21 protein-coding genes and 3 pseudogenes are annotated in these 26,982 nt (G+C 62.8%); 16 read left to right on the forward strand and 8 right to left on the reverse strand.

Annotated features, from left to right (window positions below; translation table 11 throughout):
* The 3 genes and pseudogenes from QH196_RS21345 to QH196_RS21355 all read left to right on the forward strand — a co-directional run.
* Nucleotides 1-141: pseudogene (locus QH196_RS21345) on the forward strand (ketol-acid reductoisomerase); the annotation flags it as partial.
* 554 nt (nt 142-695) lie between these two features.
* Nucleotides 696-1,718, forward strand: a complete 1,023-nt coding sequence (locus QH196_RS21350) for an alcohol dehydrogenase catalytic domain-containing protein (protein WP_280417585.1) — start codon at nt 696-698, stop codon at nt 1,716-1,718.
* Nucleotides 1,712-1,936, forward strand: a pseudogene (locus tag QH196_RS21355) (hypothetical protein); the annotation flags it as partial. The gene QH196_RS21350 and the pseudogene QH196_RS21355, both read left to right, overlap by 7 nt.
* 60 nt (nt 1,937-1,996) lie before the next feature.
* On the opposite strand, the gene QH196_RS21360 reads toward QH196_RS21355, so the two are convergent.
* Nucleotides 1,997-2,827 (reverse strand): helix-turn-helix domain-containing protein, encoded by an 831-nt coding sequence (locus QH196_RS21360; RefSeq protein WP_280417586.1) that lies wholly within the window; start codon nt 2,825-2,827, stop codon nt 1,997-1,999.
* Between the two features lie 173 nt (nt 2,828-3,000).
* On the opposite strand from QH196_RS21360, the gene QH196_RS21365 reads away from it, so the two are divergent.
* From QH196_RS21365 to QH196_RS21380, 4 genes are all read left to right on the forward strand, one after another.
* Entirely contained in the window at nt 3,001-3,438 is a 438-nt protein-coding gene (locus QH196_RS21365; RefSeq protein WP_280417587.1) for an MmcQ/YjbR family DNA-binding protein, read from the forward strand.
* A complete protein-coding gene (locus tag QH196_RS21370) occupies nt 3,435-3,812 on the forward strand; it encodes an MmcQ/YjbR family DNA-binding protein (protein ID WP_280417588.1) in 378 nt (125 codons plus the stop codon). Before QH196_RS21365 ends, QH196_RS21370 begins: the two co-directional genes overlap by 4 nt.
* Nucleotides 3,813-4,201: 389 nt before the next feature.
* The gene (locus QH196_RS21375; protein ID WP_280417589.1) at nt 4,202-4,591 is read left to right on the forward strand and encodes an SDR family oxidoreductase; all 390 of its coding nucleotides are present in this window, start codon (nt 4,202-4,204) and stop codon (nt 4,589-4,591) included.
* A gap of 87 nt (nt 4,592-4,678) precedes the next feature.
* Nucleotides 4,679-5,518 carry an alpha/beta fold hydrolase gene (locus QH196_RS21380; protein ID WP_280417590.1) on the forward strand — a complete coding sequence of 280 codons (840 nt, stop codon included), beginning with the start codon at nt 4,679-4,681 and terminating at the stop codon, nt 5,516-5,518.
* 896 nt (nt 5,519-6,414) lie between these two features.
* On the opposite strand, the gene fdhA is transcribed toward QH196_RS21380, so the two are convergent.
* The 7 genes and pseudogenes from fdhA to QH196_RS21415 all read right to left on the reverse strand — a co-directional run bounded on the left by fdhA (nt 6,415) and on the right by QH196_RS21415 (nt 15,344).
* Nucleotides 6,415-7,641: a formaldehyde dehydrogenase, glutathione-independent gene (gene fdhA, locus QH196_RS21385; protein WP_280417591.1), complete on the reverse strand. Its 1,227-nt coding sequence runs from the start codon at nt 7,639-7,641 to the stop codon at nt 6,415-6,417.
* 42 nt (nt 7,642-7,683) lie between these two features.
* Nucleotides 7,684-8,556 carry a hypothetical protein gene (locus QH196_RS21390; RefSeq protein WP_280417592.1) on the reverse strand — a complete coding sequence of 291 codons (873 nt, stop codon included), beginning with the start codon at nt 8,554-8,556 and terminating at the stop codon, nt 7,684-7,686.
* Between the two features lie 848 nt (nt 8,557-9,404).
* Nucleotides 9,405-9,602 (reverse strand): ferredoxin, encoded by a 198-nt coding sequence (locus QH196_RS21395; protein WP_280417593.1) that lies wholly within the window; start codon nt 9,600-9,602, stop codon nt 9,405-9,407.
* A 48-nt stretch (nt 9,603-9,650) separates the two neighbouring features.
* A complete protein-coding gene (locus QH196_RS21400; RefSeq protein ID WP_432279528.1) occupies nt 9,651-10,901 on the reverse strand; it encodes a cytochrome P450 in 1,251 nt (416 codons plus the stop codon).
* Nucleotides 10,902-11,456: 555 nt separating this feature from the next.
* Nucleotides 11,457-12,042: pseudogene (locus tag QH196_RS32560) on the reverse strand (transposase); the annotation flags it as partial.
* 290 nt (nt 12,043-12,332) lie between these two features.
* Nucleotides 12,333-13,535, reverse strand: coding sequence for an NAD(P)/FAD-dependent oxidoreductase (locus QH196_RS21410; protein ID WP_280417594.1), 1,203 nt, complete (start codon nt 13,533-13,535; stop codon nt 12,333-12,335).
* A 600-nt stretch (nt 13,536-14,135) separates the two neighbouring features.
* Nucleotides 14,136-15,344: a PucR family transcriptional regulator gene (locus QH196_RS21415; protein WP_280417595.1), complete on the reverse strand. Its 1,209-nt coding sequence runs from the start codon at nt 15,342-15,344 to the stop codon at nt 14,136-14,138.
* 517 nt (nt 15,345-15,861) lie between these two features.
* Between QH196_RS21415 and QH196_RS21420 the strand changes: the two genes are divergently transcribed.
* From QH196_RS21420 to groL, 9 genes are all read left to right on the forward strand, one after another.
* Nucleotides 15,862-17,625 carry a sigma-54-dependent Fis family transcriptional regulator gene (locus QH196_RS21420; protein WP_280417596.1) on the forward strand — a complete coding sequence of 588 codons (1,764 nt, stop codon included), beginning with the start codon at nt 15,862-15,864 and terminating at the stop codon, nt 17,623-17,625.
* A gap of 366 nt (nt 17,626-17,991) precedes the next feature.
* On the forward strand, nt 17,992-19,629 hold the full coding sequence (locus tag QH196_RS21425) for a methane monooxygenase (RefSeq protein WP_280417597.1): 1,638 nt from the start codon (nt 17,992-17,994) through the stop codon (nt 19,627-19,629).
* An 84-nt stretch (nt 19,630-19,713) separates the two neighbouring features.
* Nucleotides 19,714-20,760: a 2Fe-2S iron-sulfur cluster-binding protein gene (locus QH196_RS21430; protein WP_280417598.1), complete on the forward strand. Its 1,047-nt coding sequence runs from the start codon at nt 19,714-19,716 to the stop codon at nt 20,758-20,760.
* Nucleotides 20,761-20,814: 54 nt separating this feature from the next.
* Nucleotides 20,815-21,921, forward strand: coding sequence for an aromatic/alkene monooxygenase hydroxylase subunit beta (locus QH196_RS21435; protein ID WP_280417614.1), 1,107 nt, complete (start codon nt 20,815-20,817; stop codon nt 21,919-21,921).
* Nucleotides 21,918-22,259, forward strand: a complete 342-nt coding sequence (gene mimD, locus QH196_RS21440; RefSeq protein WP_280417599.1) for a propane 2-monooxygenase effector subunit MimD — start codon at nt 21,918-21,920, stop codon at nt 22,257-22,259. Before QH196_RS21435 ends, mimD begins: the two co-directional genes overlap by 4 nt.
* 251 nt (nt 22,260-22,510) lie before the next feature.
* The gene (locus QH196_RS21445; RefSeq protein ID WP_280417600.1) at nt 22,511-23,512 is read left to right on the forward strand and encodes an amidohydrolase family protein; all 1,002 of its coding nucleotides are present in this window, start codon (nt 22,511-22,513) and stop codon (nt 23,510-23,512) included.
* Nucleotides 23,509-24,252: an iron-sulfur cluster assembly protein gene (locus QH196_RS21450; RefSeq protein ID WP_280417601.1), complete on the forward strand. Its 744-nt coding sequence runs from the start codon at nt 23,509-23,511 to the stop codon at nt 24,250-24,252. Before QH196_RS21445 ends, QH196_RS21450 begins: the two co-directional genes overlap by 4 nt.
* On the forward strand, nt 24,249-25,274 hold the full coding sequence (locus QH196_RS21455) for an NAD(P)-dependent alcohol dehydrogenase (protein WP_280417602.1): 1,026 nt from the start codon (nt 24,249-24,251) through the stop codon (nt 25,272-25,274). Before QH196_RS21450 ends, QH196_RS21455 begins: the two co-directional genes overlap by 4 nt.
* A 37-nt stretch (nt 25,275-25,311) precedes the next feature.
* Nucleotides 25,312-26,961, forward strand: a complete 1,650-nt coding sequence (gene groL / locus QH196_RS21460) for a chaperonin GroEL (RefSeq protein ID WP_280417603.1) — start codon at nt 25,312-25,314, stop codon at nt 26,959-26,961.
* The last annotated feature ends 21 nt before the right edge of the window (nt 26,962-26,982 follow it).

Here is a 26,982-nt window from a genome sequence, read left to right on the forward strand (position 1 = left end):
CTGGTCGCCAATGTCGAGGGTGGCAACAAGGAGCTCGAGGGCCTGCGCAAGGCCAACGCCGAGCACCCGATCGAGGTCACCGGTAAGAAGCTGCGCGACCTGATGAGCTGGGTCGACCGGCCGATCACCGAAACCGCCTGAACACCAGTCCAAAAGGTGCCCGTTCAGCTTCGCTCATTCCGCGGGCTTCCACACCCGAGTCTAGAACGACATTAACTCAAGTGCGGCGAGCTCGGGTGGCGCCAGCCGGGGCTGGCAACTGCCTTCGAATATGCCGAACTTTGGGAATGTCCAGCGGTCTGGAGTCAAATGTCAAGATCGTAACCTGTATTGCCGAGAAAGCAGCCTGACTACGCGTTGACCCTTCATCGTTGTTTCGCGCAGGCCGCGCCGCCGACCAGAATGATCGTCAATGCAGCTGCGCCCCGGATGAAGACCTGCATCTGCACATGGTAGGGACACCGTAGACCGGCCGCGCCCTGGGATGATCTTAATTCTCGGTGCCGATGTTAGTGTCTGATTCGCAGGTCGTGATTTCTTCTCTTGTGCGGTCGCCGATCCTTCTTGGCCACAAATCCGGTGGGTGCGCTCTTCCGCGCTACCCCAACGAACAGGAGCGAAGCGGTGAATATCCACAGCAGATCACCCCGTACCCACCCTCGCGTACCAGTTCCATCGCCGGTAGCGGGTGAACGATGAGTCAGGCACAAGCCGCCGTTGGCGTCACTCCTACCACGATGCGGGCCGTTGTCGTCACCCAGCCGGGCGGTCTCAACGCGCTTGAGGTCGAGGATGTACCGGTACCTGAGCCCCATCCCGGCTGGGTGCGGATCAAGGTTAGGGCGTTCGGCGTCAACGAGTCCGAGGTCACCACTCGCAAGGGTGAGTCGGACCCGGAGGTCACGTATCCACGTATTCCCGGCATCGAGGGCGTCGGCGTGGTCGATCAGGCCGAGGAGACCAGCGGGCTACGGCCGGGCCAGCAGGTGGCGACCATGATGGGCGGTATGGGCCGCTGGTTCGACGGCGCGTACGCCCAATACGTCACCGTCCCGGCCGGCCAGGTGATTCCCTTCGCCTCCGATCTCCCCTGGGAGGTCGTCGGCGCCTTGCCCGAGATGTTCCAGACCGCCTACGGCTCCCTGACCACGGGCCTGGGTCTGCGGGCAAGGCAGACACTGCTGATCAGGGGCGGCACTTCCTCGGTCGGGCTGAGCGCGGCCACGCTCGCGAAGGATCTCGGAGCCACCGTACTGTCCACCACCCGCAGCCCGGACCGTGCCGAAGAACTGATGGCCGTCGGCGTCGACCATGTCGTGGTCGACGACGGCAGCATCGCCGACCAGGTGCGCGAGCTGCTCCCCGACGGCGTCGACGCCGCACTAGAACTTGTGGGTTGCTCGGTCCTCGCCGACACCTTCCGCGCAGTCCACCGCCACGGCGCCGTCTGCTTCACCGGGGCCTTGGCGGGCCAGTGGACGATCCCCGACTTCACCCCATTCATGATCCCCAACGGAGTGCGGCTGACCGCCTATGCCGGCGAAGCCACTGACCTGCCCGCCGAGGTATTCCAGCAGCAGCTGCAAGCTATCGTCGACGGGCGCCTCGAAGCCCCAGTCGCGAAGGTCTATCGCGGTCTGGACCAGGTTCGCGATGCACAGGCGGACATCGAGGCCGGCACAACACCGGGCAAGCATGTCGTGCTGCTCGACGACTGACGAACCACAACGGGGCCACCGTCGTCTTCATCGAACACGACCTCGACATGATCGCTAACGCCGACTACGTGATAGACCTCGGCCCCGGCGGCGGCGTCCACGGTGGACGCATCATCGCCACCGGCACCCCCGGCCAGATCGCCGACAATCCCGGCAGCGTCACCGGCCGCTACCTGCGCGAGGTACTCGCACCCGCCAGCCAGCCGAGCGGTCCATGACTGCCCACTGCTGCCCGGAGACCGGACAGCAGCAAGATGCGGCCTTGTGCCGTGCCCGCCTCATTTGCCGTTCTTGGCTTCGCGTGCCGCGAAGGCTGCCGGTGTTAGACCGGTGTGGCCACGGAAGAAGCGGCCGAAGTTCGCCGGGTCGCTGAAACCTAGATGGGCGGCAACTGCCTGCGCGTCCCAGCGAGCATCTCCCAGCAGGCGTCTGGCTTCCAACAGCCGCCGTTCGTCGATGACTTCACGCGTTCCCTTGCCGGTGGCGTCCTGGGTCGCGCGGCTGAGGGTGCGAACCGAACAGCCGAGCAGCCGGGCGTAGTCCGCGGCCAGGTGCAGTTCCCGGAACTGCAGCTCCAGGGCGTCCAGGAACCGTGCGTACATGTCCGCGCGACCCGTGTTGCCCGCCGCCGCGCCGGTGGTGTTCAGGTCGGGGGAGTTGGCGAGTCGCAACAGAAGTGCTTGGAGCAGGCTGCGCCGCAGCGCGTGATGGACTTCGAGCTGTCGGCGCCCCAATGCACGGTGTTCGTCCAGGAGCTGGAGTGCTGTCTGCCGCAGCCAGGCCGCATCATCGGGGTGCGGGCTGAGCACAGCAGGGGCCGCTTGCGCGGTGACCGGGGCCAGCAGGCGAGCGATCTCGGAGGTCAGCACGTCCGGCTCGAACAGGATGAACGGACCGCGGGCGGCGCCCGGCGGATGCCAGCACTGCACGTGCCCGGGACGCACCCACAGCCACTGGTCGCGGGCGACGGTCCAGGTGACGTGGTCGACATCGTGGAGCAGCTCCCCCTCGGTGACCAGGATCAGGTAGTGGAAGGTTGCGCGGCCGGGGTGGGGTGGATTCCACGGCCAGTCGTCGTGCTCGGCGAAGAAGTCCTCGACAGTGCTCACCTCAAGGCCGTACGGAGTGCCGACCGGGGGCTGGAAATCGTACAGCGGAACCGCGGCCTGCACGGTCCGCCGACCGGGACCGACTTCTGAAGTGCGCCTGAGGTGTCGATTGTCGACCATCACGTGTCCGCAGACTACCTGCGGTTCTTGCCCGCGTCGGGTAAGGATGGGATATGGCATCTGCGGCGTTAGCCGATGCCTCGGACAACCACCCAGAGGAGGGAACACCCATGTACGGATCGACCCTGCTTATGTTCGCCGCCGAGAGCGTGGAGGAACTGGCCGAAGCCCAGCTGGAGCATCCCTTCGGGTCAGGGTGGGAGGAGTTCAAGGTACGCGGCAAGGTGTTGAGGATGACCCGCGTGCCGGGCCAGCCCGGCGTGATCGTCGAGCCGGAGCTGGGCGAAGCTAGGGCCCTGCGCGCAACACACACAGACGTCATCCCCGGCTACCGCATGAACAACGAGCGCTGGGCCACACTGGAGGCAGACGACTCGATCGCCAAAAAGCTGGCCAACGAGCCCTACCGGCCTGTAGCCGGCAACCTTCCGCGGTCGAACCAACCGGTCGATCCGGAAACCTCCGGCATCTCTGGCTGGGCGGCGCAATGATGACGATCACCGGCAAGCGGCTTCAGGATGTCGCACGCAGTACCGCAAACAAGCTGCCCGGGGCAAACAACGGTCGCCCGTTCACCGAGAAGTTGGACGTCTACAAAGTGGCAGGGAAGGTCTTCCTGATCGTCACTGACGACCCCGACGAGCAGATCATCACTGTCAAGGCCGAGCCCGACCGCGCGCGGTCTCTGCAACAGAAGTACGGGTGCGTTACTCCTGGGCGATACCTCGACAAACGACACTGGATCTCCGTAAGCGCGGGTCAGGGCATCACCACAGAATCGGTGAAGGACCTCGTCGGCTATTCCTACGACCTCGTCCTGGAATCGGTGCCGCGCAACCAGCGGCCCCAGGAGGCGGGCCGGTAGCCGAAGGGACACACCGCCCGGCGTTGTCTGGTGCCCGCCCCTACCTCCAGGCTCGAGACACCGTGACGTTGGTAAACCGCTGCAGGCGACCAGAGTAAAGCAGGGCCGCACAGGCGACAACCGGTCTTGAAGAGTGTCGACGCATCACGCGTCCCCGCCCCCGCGAGTTGGCAGAACCGACCCTTCGCCGTCCCGCGATGCGGAACAGAACCCCCTAGAACGGATGTCGCCGATTGACGCGTGTTGCGATCTGCATCACAGTCGATATATCGAGTGAGGCGCCCGTGAAATCAGCAGCCCCGAAACATCGCCTCCTCCGGCGCAAGAAGGGAATACACGTTGACGGGAGTCTTCCGTTGCAGCCAACGTGCGGCGAATATGATGGTCGAGTGCAGGCGGGGCGAATTATCAATATCAGCTCCATCAGCGGAATCCGGGCGGGTGTCGGCCGAGCCGTCTACAGGTCAACTAAAGCCGACGTCGACACTTTGGCTCGCCAATTTGCCGTCGAATTCGGCATGCGGGTATCGCGGCAAACGCTGTTACAGCGACAAAACGCTGCTACACCCGACACCTTCGAAATACCTCTCGCCCATTTAACTCACAGCCAAGGAATTCAAAATTCCCACTGCAGTCAAAATCCGCTGCGGCGGCATGGCAACCCTGAGGAAATCGCTTTCACCGTTGGGATCCTCACTTCGAAAAACACCGGCCATATCACCGGACATACCCTGCCATTCGACGGCGGATTCAGCGCTGCAGGACTGTATAATATTTAGCCACACCGCCGCGACTTAGTTTCGTACTCCACCACATCGGAGCGAGATGCACTCGTCCGTTTGCCTCACCCCTTCGAAGGAGCTCATGTGTCAGGACAGGGATTGTCGTTCATTACGTCCGACGATGTTGAATTGATCTACGACGATGAAGGTGACGGCCACACCTTCCTCTTCCTGCATGGTTACGGCTGCCGACGGGGACACTGGGAGTATCAGCGTGAGGCGGTATTGGGTTCCGGTCATCGAGCAATAGCACTCGACCTGAGGGGCCACGGCGACTCCCAGAAACCGCCCCACGGACAAACGATCGCACGCATGGGGCAGGACGTCCGTGAATTGATTTCGGCACTAGATCTCGATCAGGTGACCTTGGTGGGCCATTCCATGGGGGTATCGGTGTCGCACGCGATGTTCGCGATATCTGGACTCGATCGGATTGAGAGCTTCGTCCATATCGATCAATCACCGAAAATAATCAACGACAAGCAGTGGCAGGGGGGCGTGAAGGGCGTGAACTGGAGCAATGTCGATGACTGTGTGAATTTCCGCATCAAATGGAGCAATGAGGATGAGGAACCCCCACTGCCCCCCGGCTCTGCAATGGCAGAAGAACCGTGGGCATCCTTCGACCACGCCGCAGTCTCCAAACTTTTCCTCAACCACTTCGTCTCCGACTGGCGAGATGTCTTACCTCGCATAACCGTACCGACCTGGGTGGTTACTTCTAGGTTCACGAATTACTATCAACCGGAAGGAATGCAGTGGGTTGCCGACCAAATACCCGATAGCCGATTTACTATTTTTGAGCACAGCGGACACCAGCCTCATGTGAGTGAAGCAGACGAATTCAACGCCCAGTTGCTTGACTTTTCATATCCTCACAATGCAATGACTTCCCCGACGCAAGCGAAAGAAAATGAAGCTTGATTAAAAGATATCGAACATGAACGAAGCGTTACGCAAACGACTCGCCGCAAATGAAACTGCCTCGGCATGTGGGTGACTTCGAAAGAGCCGCCGTAACCGACAATGCTGCAGTCCTGGGATTGGACTGGATCTGCATCGATATGAAACATGGCTGCTGACGTACAAGGATTCAGGTCCATCTCGCCGCAGCACGCGGTAGCCAACTGTCGGTCTTGGTGCGACGTCCCTGCCCAAGCCCTGGAACCGATCAAACGCGCGCTAGATGTCGGCGCCCACAGCTGACCGTGCCATTCATCAACAACGCTGACGAGGTCGAAGCAGTCCCCGCCCAAATCGGGCAACGGGCATCGGCCGTGAGCGCAGCGTCATTGCCAGACGGTTCTACGGGGCCCTAAAAAGCTGTGTAAACACGGTTCGCGGCCGAGTTGGGTGGCCATTGCTCGGCTTTATCGGATCATGAGACCGGTGTCGGACCCAACGAAACCATTCGGAATCCTTGATCCCGTCGGGTGGCGGCCTCTTCAGCGCTACTGGCGACGAGGCCGACGTAAATGCCGCGCGTGCCATGGCCCGTTGCAGGATGTTGAGGTTGATCTCCGCGCCGCCGGGCCCCTTCCCCATTCGCCGACAGCCACCGACTGGCTGACATATCCCCGGCCCAAGGAAGATCGCCTCGATTCGGTCGACCGACAGGATCGAGGCGAGGTTGTCGTAAGCTTCCGGATCTTGATCATAGGCAACAACGTCAGTTCGTTATTGGCGGACTCGACGTAATCCTCGAACTCGAGGCCCCTGGTACAACCGATCCCGCCTACGTCCGTCGGCGTCGGCAGTTCCGATTTGAACAATGATGCACTCCAGCTAGCGGTGGAGGGCTCCGCCTTGTCGTTGACAGATCACGCCGCTTGCCCCGAGACCAGTCCGTGCGGATCGATGACGAACTTCTGTGCAACGCCGTTGTCGAACTGTGCGTAGCCGGCAGGAGCATCCTCGAGTGAGATGACAGTGGCGCCCACGGCGTCCGCGATCTTCACTCGATCGTTGAGAATCGCGTTCATCAGTCCGTAGTTGTACTTCATGACAGGGCACTGGCCCGTTGCGAAAGATAGCGACTTCGCCCAACCGGTGCCGAAACTCAACGACAACGATCCGTGCTTGGCTGCCTCATCCGCAGCGCCCGGATCTCCCGTGACATACAGCCCCGGTATTCCGATTCCGCCGCCCGCGGTGGTGATGTCCATCAACGAGTTCAGCACTGTGGCAGGTTGTTCGACGGTTGCCGATGCGCCGTGGCCCCTTGCTTCGAAGCCCACCGCGTCGATCGCTGCGTCGACCTCGGGCACACCGAGAAGCTGCTCGATCTGGGCTGCAGGGTCCCCCTGGGAAACATCGACGGTCTCACATCCGAACGCGCGCGCTTTAGCCAAACGGTCGGCGTTGAGGTCCGCGACGATGACCACCGCGGCACCGAGTAGCTGAGCGCCGACGGCCGCTGCCAGCCCGACGGGTCCTGCTCCGGCTATGTAAACTGTCGAGCCCGGTCGGACGCCTGCGGTGACGGCGCCGTGATAGCCCGTCGGGAAGATGTCCGAGAGCATCGTCAGATCGAGTATCTTCTCGAGTGCCTGTTGCGCGTCGGGGAATTTGAGGAGGTTGAAGTCTGCGTACGGAACCATCGCGTACTCGGCCTGCCCGCCGACCCAGCCACCCATGTCAACGTATCCGTATGCGGATCCGGGGCGATCGGGGTTGACGTTCAGGCAGATTCCGGTCTTGCCTTCCTTGCAGTTACGGCAGCGTCCACAGGCGATGTTGAACGGTACCGAGCACAGGTCACCGACCTTAATGAATTCGACGTCGCGACCGACCTCGATGACGCGTCCGGTGATCTCGTGTCCGAGTACCAATCCTTTGGGGGCGGTGGTGCGTCCGCGGACCATGTGCTGGTCGCTTCCACAGATGTTGGTGGTGACGACCTCCAGGATTACACCGTGCTCACATTTTCGTCCGACGTTCGCCGGGTTGACACCGGGTCCGTCTGCGAGTTCGAGTTTGGGATAGGGAATCTCACGGACCTCGACCTTGCCCGGTCCGATGTAGGTGACTGCTCTGTTCGTGCTCACTCGGTGCTCCTCGAAGCTCTGGAGGGAAAGGTGTTGTCCGGTTCAGGTGACGGGGTCGAGGCGGACGACGCGTCCACCGATGACCCACTCGGTCAGGTAGAGAGATCCGTCTTTGCTCGTGATGCCGTGGGGGCTGTTGAACTTGCCGTCGACGAGTTCGGGAGCGACTGTTTGTCCTTCTGTGTTCACCACGTTGGGCCATCGATCGGCGGTACGATCGCGGCCGGAGGAGCCGATGTGCCCGATGTAGTCGTCGCCGTCGAATACCGCTAGCGCTCCGAACAATTCGGTGACGACGAGGTAGCCGTTGTGATCGACCATGCTCGACGGGCTGTCCACGATGTTTTCGGCGAGGGTGCGCAGGAAGTTGCCGTTCAGGTCGAACACGCAGATTCTCGTGTTTCTGCGGTCGGCGACGTAGAGCAGCTGTTCGCCGCCGACTTCACGTAGGAGGATTCCGTGCGGACAGTTGAACGCCTTGCCCGACTCGGTACCGTCCAATGTCGACAGCAGCGTGCCATCGGCTGCGAAACGGTGAATCAGCATCTGACCGTAGCCGTCTGCGACCCAGATGTCACTTGCCGGGTCGTTCGGGTTCGCGGGCATCACCGACGTCGGGCTCCAGACACCGAACTCCGTCGGCTCTTCAAGCTCCTGCACGATCGAACCATCGAGATCGAGGGCGACCACACGACCCTGCATGTGGATTTCGCCGTAACGAGGACTATCGTGAACGAACCGGAATCCGTTGTCCGCGGCCCAGACGACGGTTCGACCGTTGGCTCCTGAGGCGACGGTGATGCAGTGCATCTCGGTCAGTTCGGTCGGAATTCGAGCACTCGTACCGTCGGGATCGATACGGACGAGGTCTCGGCCTTCGGGGTGCGCGACGAGCAGGGAGCGGTCGGGCAGCACCGCGATTCCGGAATGGAGCCAGCCGGTGCCGCCATCGTGTCCTGTCTCCACGCGAGTCCACCGGAGCGGGGTGTCTCCGATGGCCAGCGTCGTCAGGTCACGGCGGGTTTCGGTCGAAGTCGACACAGAATTTCCTTAATCGAAGATGGACTGCGAGTCAGCAAAGACGGTTCTGCCGAGGTGTAACGGCGACTCGTCACAGATATCGCCCTCGCGGTAGAGCAGCTTGGTGTAACAAACATCGCAGGCCTGATCTGGACCCTGGCCCTATCCCAGGGCGAGCAGGGGACCACGGTGTCGACGACCTCGACGGTGGCTCTTCTGCTGCGGGCGGATCCTTCTCCTTGTAGAACGGCTGGGTGGACGCCGCCGACGCAGTGGCCAGGGATCGGCGTAGTCTTCAGGGTGTCGGGGTTACCAGACTCCGCGGCGGTCGTTCTTGATGCTGGCTGGTTGTGTGTCGACGCTGTCGAGTGCTCGCTGATTGTTTGCTACGAGCAGAATTGGGCCGGCCAGCTTCGCGTGACTGGCCGCTGAGCGGGTTAGTGCGGCCCGCCAATGTCGTCGCCGGCAAGTAATGTAAACGGGGGCGACGCTGTCCATTCAGGGTGGGCAGCGCCGCCGAGCCGTTCGAGTGGGCATCCGGTCTGCCTGACTTTTGGCGAGACGATCGCGCCTTTGGCCCGCCCGCTGCAAGTAGAAGCTCGCGGCCGCAAGCAAGCGCGCTTGGCAGTCAGAGCCCTTCAACCGGCTGCCGTTCAACTGCGGATACAGTGGCTACCTCTGCTCATGAACGGATTGTCGTGCGGCGCTTAAGACCTCGACGAACGCAACACGTTGCGTGACGCTCAGGACTCGTCCAGGAGGATCGCGCGCGCTGGGCACACAGAAGCGGCGTGCCGGACATCTTCGATCAACTCGTCGGGTGGGTTGTCATTCAGCAGCACCACGATACCGTCATCGTCACGCTGATCAAAGACATCCGACGCGGCCACAACGCACTGACCGGCCGCAATACATGTGTGCTCGTCTACATTGACTCGCATAGTTTTACTCCTCTTTGTTTTAGCTTCCAATAGATTGACGAGTGCGGTTCACCAGGTCACGAGGAGCTGGTGAACGCCATAGTTGAACGCGTCATGCTTGAATGGCACATCCGCGAGCTCAGTGGCCAACCGCAGGCCGGGGATTCGGCGGTAGAGAGTGCTGTAGATCACCTGTAGTTCCACCCTGGCCAGTTGTTGTCCGAGGCACTGATGCACACCGAAGCTGAACGCGACGTGTTGGCGGGCATCCCGGTGCACATCCAGCCGGTCGGGATCGGGGAAGACCGACTCATCGCGGTCGCCGACATCGAGCGCGAAGACCAACCCATCTCCGGCACGGATGAGATGGCCGTCGTGCTCGATATCCTCAGTCGCGACGCGGCGCCGTCCGACCTGATTGATGTGCAGATACCGCAGTAGTTCCTCGACCGCTCCGGCGATCAGCTTGGAGTCGTCGGTGCCGCGCAACTGAGCCAGCTGATCTGGGTGTTCGAGCAGCGCCAACGTACCGAGTGCGATCATGTTGGTCGTGGTCTCATGCCCCGCGTGGAGCAGTATCCAGGCCAGCTGTGCCAAATCCGCACGGGGCAGCTCACCGGTAGCTACCCGCTCGACGGCGACCCGCGAGAGCATGTCATTGCCGGGATCAGCAAGTTTGTCGCCGATCAATCCATCGAGGTAGTCGGTCAATTTGTCCCGGGCTGCCGCGGTTGCCTCAGGAGGCGCACCACGCGTGCCGAAAATGACGGAGTTCTCCTGGAAGAACTCGTGATCGTCGTAAGGTACCCCGAGCAGTTCGCAGATCACGAGGGAGGGCAGCGGCAGAGCGAACGCCTCGACCAAGTCCACTGGCTTCGGTCCCTCCAGCATCGCGTCGATGAGCGTGTCCGCGATTCGTTGAATCGCCGGCCGCAGCGCCTCGACGCGCTTGGCAGTGAGATGGGCGCTCACCATCCGGCGCAGCCGAGCATGCTCCGGGTCGTCCATCTCGAACAAAGGGATCCGCGACTGTGCCTCTTTCCCACGAGTACACTGCGCCGAGTCCCAGTACGGAAAACCGGACTGGGTCGGGTCGGCGCTGATACGCGGATCGGAAAGCAGCGCCCGCTGGTCGGCGTGGCGGGTGACCACCCACGGCGTACTGCCGTCCCATAGCCGCACCTTGGCAAACGCGCCCTCGGCTTGCAGTTCACGCAGAGCGGGAGGCGGGTCGAAGGGGCACCCAGAGGCTCTGGCCATCGGAAATGCTGCAATGCCCGACGATACGTCCGCGGCGGAATCAACCAGAGGTTCAGTCATAGCTTTACCTAACAATCGTTCGGGTTTCTTTACGGACAGATAGCCGCAGACCACATCAGGACTCACAGTGACGCCCCGATCACATGGACCCCGCAGCTTTAGGACCACTATGCGGCGGAAACTCGCCCGCGAGAAGCGCTGCTTGTCGAACAGTCCGAGAAACGCATGCTCTTCCTGTAGCAATGCAGAAAGCATCAGCCAGGTTCAACGCCCGATAGCATCACCCCGGTTACGACAACTGTCGGAACCGACGCCTGGGAATTTCACGCAGGGGCAGCGTGCGCCGGCGACGAGAGTCATGGGATCGACCAGTTGCGCTGCGATCTTCTCGGTTGGGGCCACGACGTGTAGCGAGCGGCCGCACTGTTCGCCATCGCCCGCGGCACGTTGCACCCGAAGCTCACTCGCCGGCAGGCCAGGCCGAGGTCTTCAGCTACAGCCGACGGGCACCCCCGAGCAACTGAACCTTGTGCGCTCGGTATGCCCGTTCGGCGGGGACTGCGGTTGCCATGTTCGGTATGACCGCTTGCCCCTATGGTTTTCGTCAAGCGGCTGAGGGAGCGGTGCCCGGTAGAGTTCCTTGCTTTTCAGCATGGCGTTGAGATCATCGCAGCTGCGTCAGGCGAGGCAGATCAGGGCCGCATTGTGCGACCTCCCGTCGGCGCGTTTGCGGTCGTGGTAGCCGCGACTTGGGGGTCGCCCCGGGCGGCGAAGGCGGACAGGAACCGGCATATTTGAACTTGCGGTTGCCGTATCGCGCGGGGGGTTCACCGTGGATGGACGAGCCGGATCGGTGGGTGACCGGGGCAAGGCCGGCTAACGCGACGAGATGTTCGGCGGACTTGAACGCGGAGCCGTCGCCGACCTCAAGCAGGATCCGTGCTGCCGTCCTGACGCCGATGCCGAGCATCGAGGTCAGGACGTGGGAAAGAGAATGGTCATCGAGCAAGTCCGCCACAGCGGGAGAAGACCTCAAGTTCGGCCAGCGCCTCGTCTCCGGTGCCGAAGCGGCGCAGGGTGTGAGGCAGGTCTTTGCGGTGTCGGCGATGATAAATGCATCGCGGGCGTCGATTCTCGCCTTTCCGGGTACAGGAAGGCGATGCGAGGCGACCGCGCGCATATCAGGACCGCGAGCGACGCCGCCCTGAGACTCGGACCGACAGAGCAATCACCCGTGTCGATCGGGGTTGGCGTCTTGCCCGCAGTATAGGCCCTGGACGGCCGGATCGGTCTGCGGGAGCGTCGCGCCCGGCGGTTGTCACCGGACGGGACTTGCCGCTGTCGGCCTCGGGGGTATGGCTCGCGCCGGACGCCCCGAGGCCGAAGTCGTCCTACTTCTGCCCAGACGTTGGTGCTGCGCTTAAAGAGCTTGCAGGCATGTACATCTGCTGCGGGACAGGACGGTGGTCCAACGGGTCTCGATCCCGGACATCAGCCGACGGGAATCGGCGTCTGTTCGATGAGTGCGCGCTCGGCTCTCAGCTCCTTCGGCATGTTCCATGCCAGTACACCCGTGATGCGGTTGCTGTGACTGCAGTGGGCGATGAATCGCCCCTCGTCCGGGTCACCACGGACGATCGCAACCCTACCGGCCTGCGGAAAGGTGCCATAGGCCTGGATTCGGGTGTCGTATTGGTCGGTCCAGAAGTAAGGGACCGGGGTGAACGGTGCATCGGCGCCAAGGAGGTTGGTGGCTGCCGCAATGGCTTGCTCGGTGGCGTTCATCCGGTGCTCGATCCGAATATGCGTGCCCAGACTCTCGTGCCACCAGCGAGCGACATCGCCTGCTGCGTAGACGCCGGGTGCGGCGCGGCATGTGGAGTCGCAGACGACGCCGTTGTCGAGGTTGAGGCCGCTGTCTGTAAGCCAGTCGGTCGCCGGAGTTGAACCGATCGCTACGAGGACAACATCAGCAGGCAGGACCGTGCCGTTTGCGAGCTCAACACCGGTCACATTTTGGTCACCCAGTAGGCGGTGGACCGCTTCGCCGCAATGAATGTCAACGCCGCGGTCACGGTGCAGGGACGCCACGTGTCGTCCGACCTCTTCGCCGAGCTGCCGCACCATCGGCACTGGGAGCGGATCGACGACGGAGACATGTAGACCTGCCTTTTGGGCGGAGGCCGCGACTTCGCAGCCGAGAAACCCCGCACCAATCACTACCAGGCGACGACCTGGAAGAAAATGCCCGCGCAACGCGAGAGCGTCATCGACGGTGCGGAGAACATGCACTCCGGCCAGGTCGTGTCCAGATGCAAGACGGCGTGGCGTCACTCCGGTCGCAATGACAAGCCCGTCGTAATGGAGACGCTCGCGATTGTCCAGTTCGATGGCGCGTTCGGTCATATCGAGAGCGACCACCTGTGTCCCGAGTCGCATGTCAACCTGAAGCCTCTCGAGGTCGTTACGCAACGTGAGACGCTCGGGTTCCCAGGTACCGGTGAGAATCTGTTTGGACAGCGGTGGGCGGTCGTACGGGGCGTTTTGCTCGTCACCGACCAGACTGATCGACCCGTCGAAACCGTGGCTACGCAGCGTTTCAACCGCAGTCAACCCCGCTACAGATGCGCCGACGACCACGATTCGCTCGGGTCGGACGGTCTTTCCACGAGGGAGGTTACGGTCGCGGGTCACAGCGTGACCGCCTCTCGAAACTCGCGTTCCGCAGGCGGTTGAACCGCCTCGGTGGCTTCAGACAGTGAAGTAGCCATACTTGTCTCCTAGGTTCATTGCTTGACCATCGTCAGAAGTTCCAGGCTCCGTGCGGCGCGAGACTTCGATCGCGAGGAGCTACGTCGCGCAAGATTCATACAGCCGGTGACCGCTCGCGGCCGCCAAGCCGAGAGCTGCGGTTACCGCGGGCCCTCCGACGACCCGGGGCCCGCCACGGAGGTCCTCGTCAGGTCGACCAGGGCTCGCTTGAAAAGGAAGTTGTGGTCGTCTGGGCGCGACTCCCTACTGTGCATGATGGCAGTCACATAACTGTCGTCCAGATACCGCTGTGGGAACATGGACTGGCATCGGAAGCATGACCCCGAACTTCCTACAGATGTCGAAGAGGTCGCCCGGAACACGGGCGGTTCAAATTCACGGGGTGAACTCATCGCACTGGCCGACCCTATACGCTCCAGTCCGCTGCGAGATTCGAGTCGCAACGGTGGACAAAACTAAGCGCGTCAGGCAAGCTCGGGTTCGGGGACACGGAGCAGCGATAGAACTTGCGGGCCAAGACTTCTACAAGTGTCGAAGATCCGGCATGAGGTCAAGCAACGCGATGCCGAGGTGCAGGCTTAGTCGCGTCTGACCGTCGGCGAGGTCGACGTCGAGGAGCTCCTGGACTCGGGACAACCGGTAGTAGAGCGTCGTTCGGTGGATGTGCAGGACCTCTGCCGCGGCGGGTGCTGACCCGGCGGCATCAAGGAAAGCGCGCAGCGTCGGCACGAACTGTCCGTCCCGATCGAGATCGAGGAGGCGTTGAACCTCCGCTGGCAGGGTCAGACGACCCAATTGGCCGGCGGGGATACGCAGCAACGGACCGTACGGACCCAGCTCCTCCCAGGTCGTTACTTCCTCGAAAAGTCCCAACTCGGCCGCGCGCGCGGCGAGCGACGCAAGCTCAGCGGTCTCGTGTGCTCGATCGAGACCGTTCACGGTGGGGCCGATGCCAGCCACTACCTTGAACTGTCCTGCGGACAGTTCATCCACTCTCGCGAGAAGCCGGCGGGCATGACTCACGACCGTCTCGCGACTGAGGGCCCGAGTTCCCCCGATGAGGATAACGGCCCCCTGCTTCTCGGCTGTGCCCAGCTGGAATCGACTGCTGGTGGGTTTCGGAAACTTGAACGCACTGCGCATGGAGGCAGTCACGTGAGCCGAGGAAGTACCCGCTGCATCACCCTGGAGGGAAAGGCAGATTGCGGTGACCTCGTGGACGTCGCTCGAGATCTCCGTCGTCGCAAGTTCTGTCAACGCTTGCCGACGGACAGCCCCGTCGTGACTCACCAAGCCGTGGGTGATCTGTTCGAGTATCTCGCTGCCGCCATGCAACTCAGCCGCCAGCACTGGAGCCACGCGGTCAGCGAAGGTGGATATCTTGCTTGCCTCAGCGGCCGTAATGGTCCCGTCCGGGTCAATCACCATGATGAAGGCGATCAGTTCGCCGCGCCATCTGATCGGAGCACAGAACCTGGCCTGCAATCCAAGTTCGGCGTTGCGCGGAATGATGCCCGGGCGGGTCCAGGTGCCGACACCTTGCGCGAGGATATGACCAATGGCTTCACTGAGGCCACGCCTTTTAAGCAACGCGTACACCCGCGCAGGGTCCTCGTCGCCGAAATGGGCACTGTTGTATAGAGTGTCAAGTCGCGAGTCGGCGACCACCACCGACCGCTGTAGGCGCTCGGCCAGATCGTCGACGAGGGCTTGCACCTCATCGGTTGCCATGCTGCCCATCCTAGAGGGCAAGCAAATCTCGGTTCACCCTCCGTCGGAGCCATCGAAACACCGACGATCGAACCAATCCGCGTTCCAGGAAGACCACTAGCGTTTCATAAACCGTGGCTGGATAACCACCAGTTGATTGCGGCGACGCGGACCGGGGCCAGCTAGCGAACAGCAAGTTCGTCGTAGCGGGTGACGACTGGGCAAACTATCCCAGTCGACGAAGATGGTGATCGGATGCCGGACGGTACATCGCTCCACCCAGGTGTGGGGCTGTCAGTGATTCTGACACAATCTGTGTTCGGGCTCCCGGCGAATCGGCCGATCTTCGGCGAATCATGGTGCCGTCACGCGCAGCGCTCCAGGTGCCTGATGCTCGGATATCCCGAACCGCGGCATGGAAACGTGCGTGCGGTTGCCGACAGTGCTGTATCGGGTGGTCCCGCGTCTCAAAATGAGATTTGAGTCACATCGGAAGCGGGTAGCGTATAGAGCCGAGTCGGGATGAATAGGAAGTTCGATGGTGAGCGACGACGACACCGGTAAGCGGCTGCTGCGCGCGCGTGATGAGTTCCTGAGTTCAGGCCTCGTCGACCACGGTGTGATCTCCGGGGTCATCCGCAACTCGTGGCAGCGGTCCCGTGATCTCCGGATCCACCCGGACCGCGTAGATCTCACCTTCGTACGGGAGCCCGATCTGGAATCGCCGCTGGTTACCGCTGCCGCCCCGGTGATCCACCGATTGGCCGAGGATCTGGCCGACCGGGCGGTCGGTGTCGTTCTCACCTCGGCCGATGGTCTCGTCCTCGATCGCGCCGCCCCGGACCCCGGTATCCGTTCCGCGCTGGATACTGTGCGGCTGGCCAGTGGGTACAGTTACGCTGAGCGGTTCGTCGGTACCAACGGGATCGGTACCGCCGTGGAGACCGGACGTTCGACCTACATCCGCGGTGGTGAGCACTACCTGGGCGCACTCGGCCGCCTCGCCTGCGCCGGCGCTCCCATCCGGGATCCGCTGTCCGGGCGCATCGTCGGGATTCTCGACCTCACGTGCTGGGCCGTGCAGTCCGATTCCATCCTGGTGGCCCTGGCCAATGCCGCCGGTGCACAGATCGAGGATCGGCTGCGTGCCCAGGCGACCGAAAGCGAAGCCGCGTTACTCGAGACCTACCTGCGACAGTGCCGCCGATATCCGGCAGGTGTGCTGGCGCTCGGGGACGACATTATGTTGATGAACCGCTACCTGCGCCGCTATCTGGACGCTCTCGACCAGCACTCGCTCCTCGAGCACGCCGATGATTTGCGGTATTCCCGGACCAGTGTCGTCAATGCCGAATTGCCGAGTGGGCAGTTGGCGAAGATCAAGGTTGCCGAGCGGGTCGCGCTCAGTGGGGACCGGGTCGATGTCGTCGCACATGTCACGCTGATCGACAGTGTCGCGACGGGGACCCGGCTGATCTCTCGGACGCCGGCCGTTCCCGGTCTGGCGGGTACCAGCAGTTCCTGGCGGCGCAGCTGTCAGCAGGTGGAGCGCTGTTGTGTGGACCGGAACTGGGTTGTGCTCGACGGTGAGGTGGGCTCCGGACGCGCGAAGCTGGCCGAGATGGTCGCCCGGCATATCCGGCCGGATCGGGCGGTACGTGTGGTGCGCGCGGGCAAGAAATCGGCGCTGGAGGATGTGCTCGCAGCGCTAGAGCACGAACTCGCGAAAGACGAGTTCGATGTCGTCCTGACCGACATCGATCTACTCGACGACGATCTCGTCGAACCCATTTCGATCCTGCTGCAGGCTTGTGCCGGGCGCGGCTGGGTTGCCGCGACCATGAATTCGGCAAACCAGTCTCCCAATGTGGAGGCCCAGCTCCTGCCGTTGTTCATGCACACGGTGCCGGTTCCGGCCCTGCGTCATCGCATCGAAGATCTCGACGATCTGGTGCCGCACCTGCTGCGGGAACTGAGCAAAGGGGCCGATGTGCGGCTGGCGCCGGCTGCGCACCAGCAGCTGTCCAAGCTGCTGTGGCCGGGAAACGTAGCCGAGCTTCGGCAGGTGCTCTCCGCGACGCTTGCCCAGCAGCGTTCCGGAGTGATTGCGCCGGATAAACTTCCACCGACGTGCCACTCGCTCACCCGCCGGACGCTCACGCCGATGGAGGCGCTCGAACGCGACGCGATCGTTCGCAGTCTCCGCGATCACCATGGTGACAAACAGGCCGCCGCGGCCGAGATCGGTATTTCCCGCGCGACGATGTACCGCAAGATCAGGCAGTTCGGGATCGCGCAATAGACAGTGGGCGTGCCCTCGAGCAAGCGCTCACGGACACGCATGAACCGGAGCGCGGTTGCAGAGAAGCGCGACCCGTTCGTGCCGAGATCATCGCTGAACCGTATGAATGCACGTGCGACAGGCGAGTGCCGTGGTTGCACACGACCAGGCGCACGGGCCCGAAAACGCGGTATCCGCTCGCATTCCGGCGCGAACACGTGGTGGTCACCGGACGGCCGCGGCGCGGGAAGCCCCACACACCTAATCTGAAAATGTGACCTCCGTCTCAGAGTGAGACACCGATCGGTGGGCGCGGCGGCTGCAATGGAGCAGTCAACAAACCGCAGCCGGCGCCCACCGGCCGGCTCGGAACCCCAGGAGGGAACATTGAGTAGGCAGAGCCTGACCAAGGCGCATGCGAAAATCACCGAGTTGGCCTGGGAGCCCACCTTCGCGACGCCGGCCACCCGTTTCGGCACCGATTACACCTTCGAGAGGGCGCCGAAGAAGGATCCGCTCAAACAGATCATGCGGTCCTACTTCCCGATGGAAGAAGAGAAGGACAACCGGGTGTACGGCGCGATGGACGGCGCCATCCGCGGCAATATGTTCCGGCAGGTGCAGCAGCGCTGGCTGGAATGGCAGAAATTGTTCTTGTCGATCATTCCGTTCCCGGAGATCTCGGCGGCACGTGCTATGCCGATGGCGATCGACGCCGTGCCCAACCCGGAAATCCACAACGGGCTCGCGGTACAGATGATCGACGAGGTTCGCCATTCCACGATTCAGATGAACCTCAAGAAGCTGTACATGAACAACTATATCGACCCGGCCGGGTTCGATATGACCGAGAAGGCTTTCGCGAACAACTACGCGGGCACCATCGGCCGGCAGTTCGGTGAAGGTTTCATCACCGGTGACGCGATCACTGCGGCGAACATCTACTTGACGGTGGTTGCCGAGACAGCGTTCACCAACACCCTTTTCGTCGCGATGCCCGACGAGGCCGCCGCCAACGGCGACTACCTGCTGCCCACGGTGTTCCACTCTGTGCAGTCCGACGAATCGCGGCATATCTCCAACGGGTACTCGATCCTGCTGATGGCCCTGGCGGACGAACGCAATCGCCCGTTGCTGGAACGGGATCTGCGCTACGCCTGGTGGAACAACCACTGCGTGGTCGACGCCGCGATCGGCACCTTCATCGAGTACGGCACCAAGGATCGCCGCAAGGACCGGGAGAGCTATGCCGAGATGTGGCGTCGCTGGATCTACGACGACTACTACCGCAGCTATCTGATTCCGCTGGAGAAGTACGGCCTGACCATTCCACACGACCTGGTCGAGGAATCGTGGAAGCGGATCGTCGATCAGGGATACGTGCACGAGGTGGCCCGGTTCTTCGCGACCGGCTGGCCGGTGAACTACTGGCGGATCGACGCGATGACCGATAAGGACTTCGAGTGGTTCGAGCACAAGTACCCGGGCTGGTACTCGAAGTACGGCAAGTGGTGGGAGAACTACAACCGCCTCGCCTATCCCGGCCGGAACAAGCCGATCGCGTTCGAAGAGGTCGGCTACCAGTACCCGCACCGGTGCTGGACCTGCATGGTGCCCTGCCTGATCCGGGAGGACATGGTGGTGGAGAAGGTCGACGACCAGTGGCGCACCTACTGCTCGGAGCCCTGCTACTGGACCGACGCGGTGGCGTTCCGCGCCGAATATGAAGGCCGCCCGACCCCGAATATGGGTCGGCTCACCGGTTTCCGGGAATGGGAGACCCTGCACCACGACAAGGATCTCGCCGATATCGTCGCCGACCTCGGATACGTCCGTGACGACGGGAAAACCCTGGTCGGCCAGCCGCATCTGGATCTGGACGACCCGAAGAAGATGTGGACGCTCGACGATGTGCGCGGCAACGTGTTCCAGAGCCCGAATGTGCTGCTGAACCAGATGTCGGACGCGGAACGTGCGGCGGCCGTCGCCGAATACCGCGCCGGTGCCACGTCCGCGACGACCTGATAGTGGCGCGGGTGGGCGGCGCCCCGGCCCCGGCGCCGCCCACCCATGGCCTTCCCGTTCATTTTCCGAGTCCAGGAGCGACCAGTGGCCGATAAGCACCGAATCCATTTCGAGCCCGTCGATATCGAGATGGATGTGGACGAAAACGAGTACATTCTCGACGCCGCTTTCCGGCAGGGAATCCATCTGATGCACGGCTGCCGCGAGGGGCGGTGCTCGGCCTGCAAATCGTTCGTGCTCGACGGCGATATCCAGATGGAGAACTATTCCACTTTCGCCTGCAACGACGCGGAAGTCGAACAGGGACATGTCCTGTTGTGCCGGTCGACCGCCTACAGCGACTGCACGATCGAACTGCTCAACTTCGATGAGGACGAACTCCTCAGCGGGGTCCCGATCCAGGACATCCGGACCAGAGTGACCGCGATCGAACCCATGACCAGGGATATCGTGTCGCTACGGGTACAGCCTGTCGAACCCGGCGAATACCGGTACAAACCGGGACAGTACTCCGATATCCATATCCCCGGCACGTCGGAGCACCGCTCGTTCTCGATGGCCACCACGCCGTCGTCGGCGAACGGTGAGGTCGAGTTCTTGATCAAGAAATACCCGGGCGGAAAATTCGCCGGTCTCCTCGACGACGGGATCTCGGTCGGTGACGAGCTCGCGCTCACCGGGCCCTATGGATCGTGCACGATCAAGGACGGCCGGGTACTGCCGCTGATCTTCATCGGCGGCGGTGCCGGTATGTCCCCGCTGCTGGCATTGCTCCGGCAGATGAAGGAGACCGGCAACACCCGGCAGATCCATTTCTATTACGGGGCCCGTACACCGCAGGATCTGTTCTATCTCGAAGAAATTCTCGAACTCGGCCGCGGCCTGACGGGATTCTCCTTCGTCGCCTGCCTCTCGGAATCGATGGAATCGGCGCCGGCCGGACCGCTCGAGGTCGAGGAAGGCAACGTGACCGATATCGTGCACCGCCGCGAACCGGAACTCGCCCGGTCCGAGGTCTATCTGTGTGGACCACCACCGATGGTCGACGCTGCACTGGCGTTGCTGGAGCAGAACAACACTCCGCACGACCAGATCTTCTACGACAAGTTCACCAGTCCTGCCTTCGATTGATCACCGGCGGAAATGTAACAGCCCACCTGTTCTCACCAGAAATCGAGAATGACGATGACAACCACGCCAGGGACACAGCAGCGCAGCTTCCCACGGATCGAATTCACCGATTCCGAGGCCGGCGCGCTGGAATTTCCGAGCTCACGCAGTCGCACCTACAACTACTACAAGCCCGCAAAAAAGCGGGCAACGATGTACGAGGACGTCACGGTCGATGTCCAGCCCGACCCCGACCGCTACCTCTCGCAGGGCTGGATCTACGGCTTCGCAGACGGTCCGGGTGGCTACCCCAAGGAGTGGACCGCCGCGAAGTCCGCCGACTGGCACGAATTCCTCGATCCGAACGAGGAATGGGACCAGACGATCTACCGGAACAACTCGAAAGTCGTGCACCAGGTCGAGTTGTGTCTCACCAATGCCAAGCGGGCCCGGGTCTACGACAGCTGGAACGGCCCGTGGCTGAACTTCCTCAGCCGTAATCTCGGCGCATGGATGCACGCCGAGAACGGGCTGGCACTGCACGTGTTCACCTCCATCCAGCGTTCGTGCCCGACGAATATGATCAACACCGCGGTTGCGGTGAACGCTGCGCACAAACTGCGGTTCGCACAGGATCTGGCCCTGTTCAACCTCGATCTGGCCGAAGCACGAGAGGATTTCGACGAATCGCTGCACAAACAGGTCTGGCAGTCGGCACCGGAATGGCAGCCGACACGCGAGGTCGTTGAACGGCTGACCGCGGTCGGCGACTGGTGCGAACTGCTCTTCGGCTCGAATATTGTTTTCGAACAGCTGGTCGGCAGCCTGTTTCGCAGCGACCTCGTCATGCAGATCGCCGCCGGCAACGGTGACTACATCACACCGACGATCGTGGGCACCGGGGAATACGACTACGACCGGGATCTCGCGTACACGCGGAATCTGTTCCGGATGCTCACGCGCGATCCGGAGTTCGGCGAGTCCAACAAAGAACTGTTCGGTTCGTGGCTGTCGGTCTGGGTGCCCCGGAGCCTGGACGCGGCGCGGGCGCTGCAGCCCATCTGGTCGCAGCCGGCGGACAAGGCCGTCACCTTCGCCACCAGCTTCGAGGCCGCGGTGTCGAAATTCCGTTCCCTGCTCGAGGATCTCGGGCTCGATATTCCGGAGGAGCTGGACAAATGAGTATGCAATTCGGATCGTCGGTGGAGTTCTCCAACAAATGCGGCGTCACCTTGATGAATACACCCATCGGCCGGGTGGTCGCGGAGGTGATGGGGGCGAAGGACGGGGTCGAGCTCACCGAGTATCCGTCCATGATCAGGGTCGACGGACAGCGGCTGCTCGATTTCGATTACGCGGAGCTCACCGACGCCCTGGGTGAAGACTTCGACGGGTCGATCTTCGAGGAGATCAGCTCCACCCACTACGGGCGCATGGTCCACCTCGACGACAAGACCCTGCTGTTCGCGAGTCCCGAGGACGCCGCCGAGTACATCGGATTCGACCTCACCGCTCAGTGATCACGAGCCCCTCAGTGTGCCGTGGCGCCGGACCACAGCCCGGCCGGCGGGGGGGGGCGGGGCGCCGCGCCGCGCGGGGGGGCGGGCGGGGGCCCCCCCCCGGCCGCGCCCGCCCCCCCCGCCGCGCCCGGCGGGTTGGTGCGCGGTGGCTGGCGCGCCGCGCCGACAGTCCGTCGGCGGAAGACGAAGCCCCGGCCGCCATCAGCCCTGGCCGGCCGGATGGGAACAGACAACAGTGGAGCAGGCGCACAATGTATGAGAAGAACGGCGACAAATACTTCATCGTCGACGGCCATGTACACCTCTGGGACGGCCGGGAGACGAACCAGAAGAACATCCACGGGAAGCAATTCATCGATTGCTTCTACGACTACCACCGGAATCTGAGCCCGGCCGAGGCCATTTGGGACTACGAGACCTACACCTATTACGGCAGCGAACGTTTCGAACGCGATATCTTCGGCGAGGGTTACGTCGATCACGCGATCTTCCAGGCGACGTTGCTCAGCGATTTCTATCGCACCGGTTTCGGTCAGACCGAGGAGGCGCTCGCGCTGGTCGCGGCGCACCCCGGGAAACTGACCTACAACCATGCCTACGATCCCCGAAACGGTGAGGCAGGAATCGAGCAGTTGCGCCGCGACGCGGTCGAGATGAATTTGCAGGGCGTCAAGCTCTACACGGCGGAATGGCACGGTGACTCCCGCGGCTACAAACTCGACGACCACTGGTCCCGGCGCTACCTCGAGGAATGCATCGAACTCGGTATCAAGAACATCCATGTGCACAAGGGGCCGACCATCCGGCCGCTGGACCGGGACGCATTCGATGTCTCCGATATCGACAAGGTGGCCACCGACTACCTCGAACTTAATTTCGTCGTCGAACACGTCGGATTGCCGCGGCTGGAGGATTTCTGCTGGATCGCCACCCAGGAATCGAACGTCTACGGCGGGCTGGCGGTCGCGATGCCGTTCATCCACGCTCGGCCGCGGTATTTCGCCCAGATCATCGGCGAACTGCTCTACTGGCTGGACGAGGACCGGATCCTGTTCGGCAGCGATTACGCCCTGTGGACACCGAAGTGGCTGGTCGAGAAGTTCGTCGATTTCCAGATCCCGGAGGATATGCAGGACGAGTACGCGCCGATCACCGTCGAGCAGAAGAAAAAGATCGTCGGGCTCAACGCCGCGAATCTGTACAAGATCGAAGTTCCGGCGGAACTCGATGTGCGCCAGGAAGTGTCGTCATGAGTACGGTCGCTCTGGGCACGGAACACGAGGTCGTGGCGGCCTTGTCGGAGGTGGTCGACCCGGAACTGGACGAGCCGATCACCGATCTGGGTTTCGTGCGGTCGATCGTTTTCGACGATCACGGGGTCACTGTGCACCTGCGGCTGCCGACGGCTTTCTGCTCGCCGAATTTCGCCTATCTAATGGCCTCCGACGCGATGGACGCACTCCGTCTCATCGAGGGCATCGGCCGGGTGCGTGTGCTGCTGGATGATCACCACGACAGCGACAAGATCAACAGGGGGCTGGCCGCCGAAGCCGGCTACCTGGGAACGTTCGGCGTGGAGGCCGAGGAGAGCTTGCACGAACTGCGCCGGATATTCCGGTCCAAGGCGCATACGGCGGCCATGGAACGCTGCATCGTCGCGTATATGAAACGGACGGGTGTCTCCGTCGACGAACTCCACCGGGTCACGCTCGGCGATCTCGCGCCGGGCCCGCAGCGCACGGCATTGATCCACCGGCGTGCGGATATCGGCCTGAGCATCTGCCCTGCCAGCCGGGTGTTCGTCGACGACGAAGGGCAGCGGATACCCCCGGAATCGGTTCCGCTGCGCCTGCGGTTCGCCCGCTCGGTGCGCATCTCCATGGAGGGCAACGCCCATTTCTGCCGGGGTCTGCTCGCCACCCGTTATGCCGGCGACACGAGCACCGACACCATCCCGCAAGTGACCGATCTGAGGACGAGGAGTAAACGATGAAAGCCGTGCGGGTGGTGGGGTACCACACCAAATTGCAGTTGACCACCATTGCGGAACCAGCCGTCCGCGGCCCGCTCGACGTCGTGGTCCGTATCGGCGGCGCCGGTGTGTGCCGCACGGACCTGCATATTCTCGAAGGCCAGTGGAAGGAGAAAAGCGGTGTCGCGCTGCCTTACACGATCGGTCACGAGAACGCGGGCTGGGTTCATGCCGTGGGCGACGCGGTCACCAATGTGGCGGTCGGCGACAAAGTCATTCTGCACCCGCTGATCACCTGCGGGCTGTGCCGGGCCTGCCGCTCCGGTGATGATGTGCACTGCCAGAACAGCGAATTCCCTGGTATCGACGTCGACGGCGGGTATGCCGAATACCTGCGGACCACGGCCCGCAGTGTTGTCCGTATCGACGATTCCCTCGAACCGGCCGATGTCGCCGCGCTGGCCGATGCCGGGTTGACTGCCTATCACGCCGCGGCCAAGGTCGCGCGGACCACGGTACCCGGAGAGGTTTGCGTGATCATCGGTGCCGGCGGCCTCGGCCATATCGGTATCCAGGTGCTGAAAGCGATCTCCGGAGTCACGGTCGTCGTCGTGGACCGGAATCCGGCGGCAATCGCGCTGGCCGTCGATATCGGCGCCGACCACGGAATCGTGGCCGACGGTACACATGTGGACCAGGTCCTGGACCTCACCGGTGGTCACGGTGCCGAAGCCGTCCTGGATTTCGTCGGTGAGGGTGGTGCCACTCGTGAGGGGATCGCGATGCTGCGCCGGGCCGGCAACTATTTCGTGGTCGGATACGGCGAGAACATCGATATTCCGACCATCGATGTGATCTCCACTGAGATCAATTTCATCGGCAACCTCGTCGGGTCCTACAACGACCTGAACGAACTCATGACCCTCGCGGCGCAGGGCAAGGTCACGTTGCACACCACGAAGTATCCGCTCGAGGATTTCCAGCAAGCCCTCGACGATCTCGACGCAGGCCGCGTTCGTGGCCGGGCGATTCTCGTCCCCTGACCGGGACTTCGACATCCGCAGGTAAGGAGAACCGTTCATGGCCAAGGAATTGCGGTACAACAAGGATGCGCGGGCCCGGCTGGAACAAGGCGTCAACGCCTTGGCGGACGCCGTCAAGGTGACCTTGGGACCCAAGGGACGCAACGCGGTACTGGAGAAACTCACCGGTCCGCCGACCATCACCAACGACGGCGTCACTATCGCCCGCGAAATCCAGTTGCGCGACCCGTTCGCGAATATGGGCGCGCAGCTGGTCAAAGAAGTCGCGATGAAGACCAACGGCACCGTCGGGGACGGGACCACCACCGCGACCGTCCTCGCCCAGGCGATGGTCCGCGAGGGGATGCAGGCCATCGACAACGGCGCCAACCCGATGCGCGTGCGCCGCGGAATCGAGCGGGCCGTCGCCGCGGTGGTGGACGAACTCGCCGGGCAGACCAGTCAAGTCGGTGGCACCGACGATCTGCTCCGGGTGGCCACCCTCGCCGCCAGCGACGACGAGACGATCGGCCGGGCGATCGCCGAAGCGGTGACGTTCGTCGGGCGGTCCGGAGTGGTGACCACGGAGGAAACCGACGGTACCGGCCTGTCGGTGGAGGTGGTCGACGGTATCGAATTCGACCACGGATACACCTCCGGATACATGGTGACCGATCCGGAGCGGATGGAAGCGGTACATTTCAGCCCGCTGATCCTGCTGACCAACAAGAAGATCACCCAGGTCCAGGAGATCATGCCCAGTATCGAAGCGGCCAAACGGGCGGACCGCCCACTGGTCGTGCTGGCCGAGGAGGTGGACGGCCCGGCGCTGCAACTGCTGGTCGGCGGCAATATGCACAAGACCATGCAGTCCGTGGTGGTGCGGGCCCCCGGCTTCGGGCACCGGCGGGTCGCCGAACTGCAGGACCTCGCGGTTGCGCTCGGCGGGCACGTGATCGCCAAGGACACCGGGATCGAACTGTCGGAAGTCACCGTCGAACATCTCGGGTCCTGCGACCGGATCACCGTCACCGAGAACGAGACGACGATTGTCGGTGCCCACGGCGACGAGGAGCGCCTGAAGTCGCGGATCGCCCAGCTCGAGGCCCAGTTCGAGCGGGCGCGCATCGACGCCGACCGGGACAGTCTCGAACTGCGGATCGCCCGCCTCACCGGCCGCGTCGCCGTGATCCGGGTCGGCGGCGCCACAAGTGTCGAGCTCAAGGAGCGGATGCTGCGGGTGGAGGATGCACTCGCAGCCACTCGCGCCGCTGTCGAGGCGGGCATCGTGGCCGGCGGCGGCACCGCGCTCGCGCAAGCCCACTGGGTACTGGCCGATCTGGAACTGCCCGCCGACGAGATCATCGGCGCCGAAGTGGTGGGCCGCGCGCTGGCCGAACCGCTGCGCTGGATCGCGATCAATGCAGGTTTCGAGGGCGCCGAAGTGGTCGAAACAGTGAGCGGGCTGCCACTCGGCCAAGGCTTCGACGTGCTGACCGGGACCTACGGTGACATGTTCGATCTCGGAGTGATCGATCCGTTCAAAGTCACGAAGGCCGCGCTGGAAAGCGCCGCATCGATCGCGGCCCTGCTGCTCACGACCGAGACCGCGGTGGTGGAGGAAATCGCCTACAACCCCGGAGCAATCATGGCTCCCGGGTTCGGCGACCTGGCCGAAGGTATGGTTCGCCCGTCCAACATCTACTGATGGTCATCCGACGATGACAGG

It is taken from the genome of Nocardia carnea (assembly GCF_029868325.1).
Classification (GTDB): domain Bacteria; phylum Actinomycetota; class Actinomycetes; order Mycobacteriales; family Mycobacteriaceae; genus Nocardia; species Nocardia carnea_C.

Excerpts from the sequence above, each read along its gene's own strand:
- QH196_RS21350 (WP_280417585.1), top strand. The coding sequence starts at position 696 with ATGAGTCAGGCACAAGCCGCCGTTGGCGTCACTCCTACCACGATGCGG.
- QH196_RS21365 (WP_280417587.1), top strand. The coding sequence starts at position 3,001 with ATGGCATCTGCGGCGTTAGCCGATGCCTCGGACAACCACCCAGAGGAG.
- QH196_RS21370 (WP_280417588.1), top strand. The coding sequence starts at position 3,435 with ATGATGACGATCACCGGCAAGCGGCTTCAGGATGTCGCACGCAGTACC.
- QH196_RS21395 (WP_280417593.1), bottom strand. The coding sequence starts at position 9,602 with ATGCGAGTCAATGTAGACGAGCACACATGTATTGCGGCCGGTCAGTGC.
- QH196_RS21400 (WP_432279528.1), bottom strand. The coding sequence starts at position 10,901 with ATGACTGAACCTCTGGTTGATTCCGCCGCGGACGTATCGTCGGGCATT.
- QH196_RS21415 (WP_280417595.1), bottom strand. The coding sequence starts at position 15,344 with ATGGCAACCGATGAGGTGCAAGCCCTCGTCGACGATCTGGCCGAGCGC.
- QH196_RS21420 (WP_280417596.1), top strand. The coding sequence starts at position 15,862 with ATGGTGAGCGACGACGACACCGGTAAGCGGCTGCTGCGCGCGCGTGAT.
- QH196_RS21435 (WP_280417614.1), top strand. The coding sequence starts at position 20,815 with ATGACAACCACGCCAGGGACACAGCAGCGCAGCTTCCCACGGATCGAA.
- mimD (WP_280417599.1), top strand. The coding sequence starts at position 21,918 with ATGAGTATGCAATTCGGATCGTCGGTGGAGTTCTCCAACAAATGCGGC.
- QH196_RS21445 (WP_280417600.1), top strand. The coding sequence starts at position 22,511 with ATGTATGAGAAGAACGGCGACAAATACTTCATCGTCGACGGCCATGTA.
- QH196_RS21450 (WP_280417601.1), top strand. The coding sequence starts at position 23,509 with ATGAGTACGGTCGCTCTGGGCACGGAACACGAGGTCGTGGCGGCCTTG.
- QH196_RS21455 (WP_280417602.1), top strand. The coding sequence starts at position 24,249 with ATGAAAGCCGTGCGGGTGGTGGGGTACCACACCAAATTGCAGTTGACC.
- groL (WP_280417603.1), top strand. The coding sequence starts at position 25,312 with ATGGCCAAGGAATTGCGGTACAACAAGGATGCGCGGGCCCGGCTGGAA.